Origin of the sequence: Streptomyces sp. NPDC088794, assembly GCF_044750545.1 — a bacterium.
Lineage (GTDB): Bacteria > Actinomycetota > Actinomycetes > Streptomycetales > Streptomycetaceae > Streptomyces.
Genome location: NZ_JBIVKB010000042.1, coordinates 1 through 4979, shown reverse-complemented (window position 1 = coordinate 4979; position 4979 = coordinate 1). Strand labels below are relative to the sequence as shown.

Here is a 4979-nt window from a genome sequence, read left to right as displayed (position 1 = left end):
ACATTCACGGAGAGTTTGATCCTGGCTCAGGACGAACGCTGGCGGCGTGCTTAACACATGCAAGTCGAACGATGAACCACTTCGGTGGGGATTAGTGGCGAACGGGTGAGTAACACGTGGGTAATCTGCCCTTCACTCTGGGACAAGCCCTGGAAACGGGGTCTAATACCGGATATCACTTCCACTCGCATGGGTGGGGGTTGAAAGCTCCGGCGGTGAAGGATGAGCCCGCGGCCTATCAGCTTGTTGGTGAGGTAACGGCTCACCAAGGCGACGACGGGTAGCCGGCCTGAGAGGGCGACCGGCCACACTGGGACTGAGACACGGCCCAGACTCCTACGGGAGGCAGCAGTGGGGAATATTGCACAATGGGCGAAAGCCTGATGCAGCGACGCCGCGTGAGGGATGACGGCCTTCGGGTTGTAAACCTCTTTCAGCAGGGAAGAAGCGAAAGTGACGGTACCTGCAGAAGAAGCGCCGGCTAACTACGTGCCAGCAGCCGCGGTAATACGTAGGGCGCAAGCGTTGTCCGGAATTATTGGGCGTAAAGAGCTCGTAGGCGGCTTGTCACGTCGGGTGTGAAAGCCCGGGGCTTAACCCCGGGTCTGCATTCGATACGGGCTAGCTAGAGTGTGGTAGGGGAGATCGGAATTCCTGGTGTAGCGGTGAAATGCGCAGATATCAGGAGGAACACCGGTGGCGAAGGCGGATCTCTGGGCCATTACTGACGCTGAGGAGCGAAAGCGTGGGGAGCGAACAGGATTAGATACCCTGGTAGTCCACGCCGTAAACGGTGGGAACTAGGTGTTGGCGACATTCCACGTCGTCGGTGCCGCAGCTAACGCATTAAGTTCCCCGCCTGGGGAGTACGGCCGCAAGGCTAAAACTCAAAGGAATTGACGGGGGCCCGCACAAGCAGCGGAGCATGTGGCTTAATTCGACGCAACGCGAAGAACCTTACCAAGGCTTGACATCGCCCGGAAAGCATCAGAGATGGTGCCCCCCTTGTGGTCGGGTGACAGGTGGTGCATGGCTGTCGTCAGCTCGTGTCGTGAGATGTTGGGTTAAGTCCCGCAACGAGCGCAACCCTTGTTCTGTGTTGCCAGCATGCCCTTCGGGGTGATGGGGACTCACAGGAGACCGCCGGGGTCAACTCGGAGGAAGGTGGGGACGACGTCAAGTCATCATGCCCCTTATGTCTTGGGCTGCACACGTGCTACAATGGCCGGTACAATGAGCTGCGATACCGTGAGGTGGAGCGAATCTCAAAAAGCCGGTCTCAGTTCGGATTGGGGTCTGCAACTCGACCCCATGAAGTCGGAGTTGCTAGTAATCGCAGATCAGCATTGCTGCGGTGAATACGTTCCCGGGCCTTGTACACACCGCCCGTCACGTCACGAAAGTCGGTAACACCCGAAGCCGGTGGCCCAACCCCCTTGTGGGGAGGGAGCTGTCGAAGGTGGGACTGGCGATTGGGACGAAGTCGTAACAAGGTAGCCGTACCGGAAGGTGCGGCTGGATCACCTCCTTTCTAAGGAGCATCTAGACCGCCGGACATTGTCTGGTGGTCCAGGGCCACTTCGTCGGCAAACGTCCGACGGTGGTTGCTCAAGGGTGGAACGTTGACTATTCGGCGCACTTGGTTTCTTTCTCTTCCCAGTACTGCTTCGGCGTGGACCGGATGAAGGATGGACCTGGTGGGTCGGGCACGCTGTTGGGTGTCTGAGGGAATGGATTTTTCCTCAGTGCCGGCCCCAGTGAACTCGCCTGTAAGGGTGGGGTGATGGGTGGCTGGTCGTTGTTTGAGAACTGCACAGTGGACGCGAGCATCTGTGGCCAAGTTTTTAAGGGCGCACGGTGGATGCCTTGGCACCAGGAACCGATGAAGGACGTGGGAGGCCACGATAGGCCCCGGGGAGTCGTCAACCAGGCTTTGATCCGGGGGTGTCCGAATGGGGAAACCCGGCAGTCGTCATGGGCTGTCACCCTTGCCTGAACACATAGGGCAAGTGGAGGGAACGCGGGGAAGTGAAACATCTCAGTACCCGCAGGAAGAGAAAACAACCGTGATTCCGGGAGTAGTGGCGAGCGAAACCGGATGAGGCCAAACCGTATGCGTGTGAGACCCGGCAGGGGTTGCGTATACGGGGTTGTGGGATCTCTCTTCTGTTGTCTGCCGGCAACAGGACGAGTCAGAAACCGTTGATGTAGGCGAAGGACATGCGAAAGGTCCGGCGTAGAGGGTAAGACCCCCGTAGTCGAAACGTCAGCGGCTCGTTTGAGAGACACCCAAGTAGCACGGGGCCCGAGAAATCCCGTGTGAATCTGGCGGGACCACCCGCTAAGCCTAAATATTCCCTGGTGACCGATAGCGGATAGTACCGTGAGGGAATGGTGAAAAGTACCGCGGGAGCGGAGTGAAATAGTACCTGAAACCGTGTGCCTACAAGCCGTGGGAGCGTCGCGTCACATGCTTGCATGTGGCGTCGTGACTGCGTGCCTTTTGAAGAATGAGCCTGCGAGTTTGCGGTGTGTTGCGAGGTTAACCCGGGTGGGGAAGCCGTAGCGAAAGCGAGTCCGAACAGGGCGATTCAGTAGCGCGCTCAAGACCCGAAGCGGAGTGATCTAGCCATGGGCAGGTTGAAGCGGAGGTAAGACTTCGTGGAGGACCGAACCCACCAGGGTTGAAAACCTGGGGGATGACCTGTGGTTAGGGGTGAAAGGCCAATCAAACTCCGTGATAGCTGGTTCTCCCCGAAATGCATTTAGGTGCAGCGTCGTGTGTTTCTTGCCGGAGGTAGAGCACTGGATAGGCGATGGGCCCTACCGGGTTACTGACCTTAGCCAAACTCCGAATGCCGGTAAGTGAGAGCACGGCAGTGAGACTGTGGGGGATAAGCTCCATGGTCGAGAGGGAAACAGCCCAGAGCATCGACTAAGGCCCCTAAGCGTACGCTAAGTGGGAAAGGATGTGGAGTCGCAGAGACAACCAGGAGGTTGGCTTAGAAGCAGCCACCCTTGAAAGAGTGCGTAATAGCTCACTGGTCTAGTGATTCCGCGCCGACAATGTAGCGGGGCTCAAGCGTACCGCCGAAGTCGTGTCATTCATACAACAACCCCAACGGGTGTATGGATGGGTAGGGGAGCGTCGTGTGCCGGGTGAAGCAGCCGCGGAAGCGAGTTGTGGACGGTTCACGAGTGAGAATGCAGGCATGAGTAGCGATACACACGTGAGAAACGTGTGCGCCGATTGACTAAGGGTTCCTGGGTCAAGCTGATCTGCCCAGGGTAAGTCGGGACCTAAGGCGAGGCCGACAGGCGTAGTCGATGGATAACCGGTTGATATTCCGGTACCCGCTGTGAAGCGTCAAACATTGAATCAGGCGATGCTAAGCCCGTGAAGCCGTTCCGGACCCTTCGGGGAATGGAAAGTGGTGGAGCCGGCGGACCAGACTTGTAGTAGGTGAGTGATGGGGTGACGCAGGAAGGTAGTCCATCCCGGGCGGTGGTTGTCCCGGGGTAAGGGTGTAGGACGTGATCCAGGTAAATCCGGATCACACATAGTCTGAGACCTGATGCCGAGCCGATTGTGGTGAAGTGGATGATCCTATGCTGTCGAGAAAAGCCTCTAGCGAGTTTCATGGCGGCCCGTACCCTAAACCGACTCAGGTGGTCAGGTAGAGAATACCGAGGCGTTCGGGTGAACTATGGTTAAGGAACTCGGCAAAATGCCCCCGTAACTTCGGGAGAAGGGGGGCCATGTCCGGTGATGAGCTTCGCGCTCTGAGCTGGGGGTGGCCGCAGAGACCAGCGAGAAGCGACTGTTTACTAAAAACACAGGTCCGTGCGAAGCCGTAAGGCGATGTATACGGACTGACGCCTGCCCGGTGCTGGAACGTTAAGGGGACCGGTTAGTCCGACTTCGGTCGGGCGAAGCTGAGAACTTAAGCGCCAGTAAACGGCGGTGGTAACTATAACCATCCTAAGGTAGCGAAATTCCTTGTCGGGTAAGTTCCGACCTGCACGAATGGCGTAACGACTTCTCGACTGTCTCAACCATAGGCCCGGTGAAATTGCACTACGAGTAAAGATGCTCGTTTCGCGCAGCAGGACGGAAAGACCCCGGGACCTTTACTACAGTTTGATATTGGTGTTCGGTTCGGCTTGTGTAGGATAGCTGGGAGACTTTGAAGCGATCACGCCAGTGGTTGTGGAGTCGTCGTTGAAATACCAGTCTGGTCGTGCTGGATGTCTAACCTGGGTCCGTGATCCGGATCAGGGACAGTGTCTGATGGGTAGTTTAACTGGGGCGGTTGCCTCCTAAAGAGTAACGGAGGCGCCCAAAGGTTCCCTCAGCCTGGTTGGTAATCAGGTGTTGAGTGTAAGTGCACAAGGGAGCTTGACTGTGAGACCGACGGGTCGAGCAGGGACGAAAGTCGGGACTAGTGATCCGGCGGTGGCTTGTGGAAGCGCCGTCGCTCAACGGATAAAAGGTACCCCGGGGATAACAGGCTGATCTTCCCCAAGAGTCCATATCGACGGGATGGTTTGGCACCTCGATGTCGGCTCGTCGCATCCTGGGGCTGGAGTCGGTCCCAAGGGTTGGGCTGTTCGCCCATTAAAGCGGTACGCGAGCTGGGTTTAGAACGTCGTGAGACAGTTCGGTCCCTATCCGCTGCGCGCGCAGGAACATTGAGAAGGGCTGTCCCTAGTACGAGAGGACCGGGACGGACGAACCTCTGGTGTGCCAGTTGTTCTGCCAAGGGCATGGCTGGTTGGCTACGTTCGGGAGGGATAACCGCTGAAAGCATCTAAGCGGGAAGCCTGCTTCGAGATGAGTGTTCCCACCCCCTTGAGGGGTTAAGGCTCCCAGTAGACGACTGGGTTGATAGGCCGGATCTGGAAGCCCAGTAATGGGTGGAGGTGACCGGTACTAATAGGCCGAGGGCTTGTCCTCAGTTGCTCGCGTCCACTGTGTT

The 4979-nt window shown here is 57.5% G+C and carries 2 rRNA genes; both read left to right on the top strand.

From position 1 onward, the window contains the following. The first annotated feature begins 3 nt into the window (after window positions 1–3). Window positions 4–1531 (top strand): 16S ribosomal RNA (locus tag ACIP6U_RS48645). Between the two features lie 303 nt (window positions 1532–1834). Further along, window positions 1835–4957 (top strand): 23S ribosomal RNA (locus ACIP6U_RS48640). Together the 16S and 23S rRNA genes form the textbook arrangement of a ribosomal RNA operon. The last annotated feature ends 22 nt before the right edge of the window (window positions 4958–4979 follow it).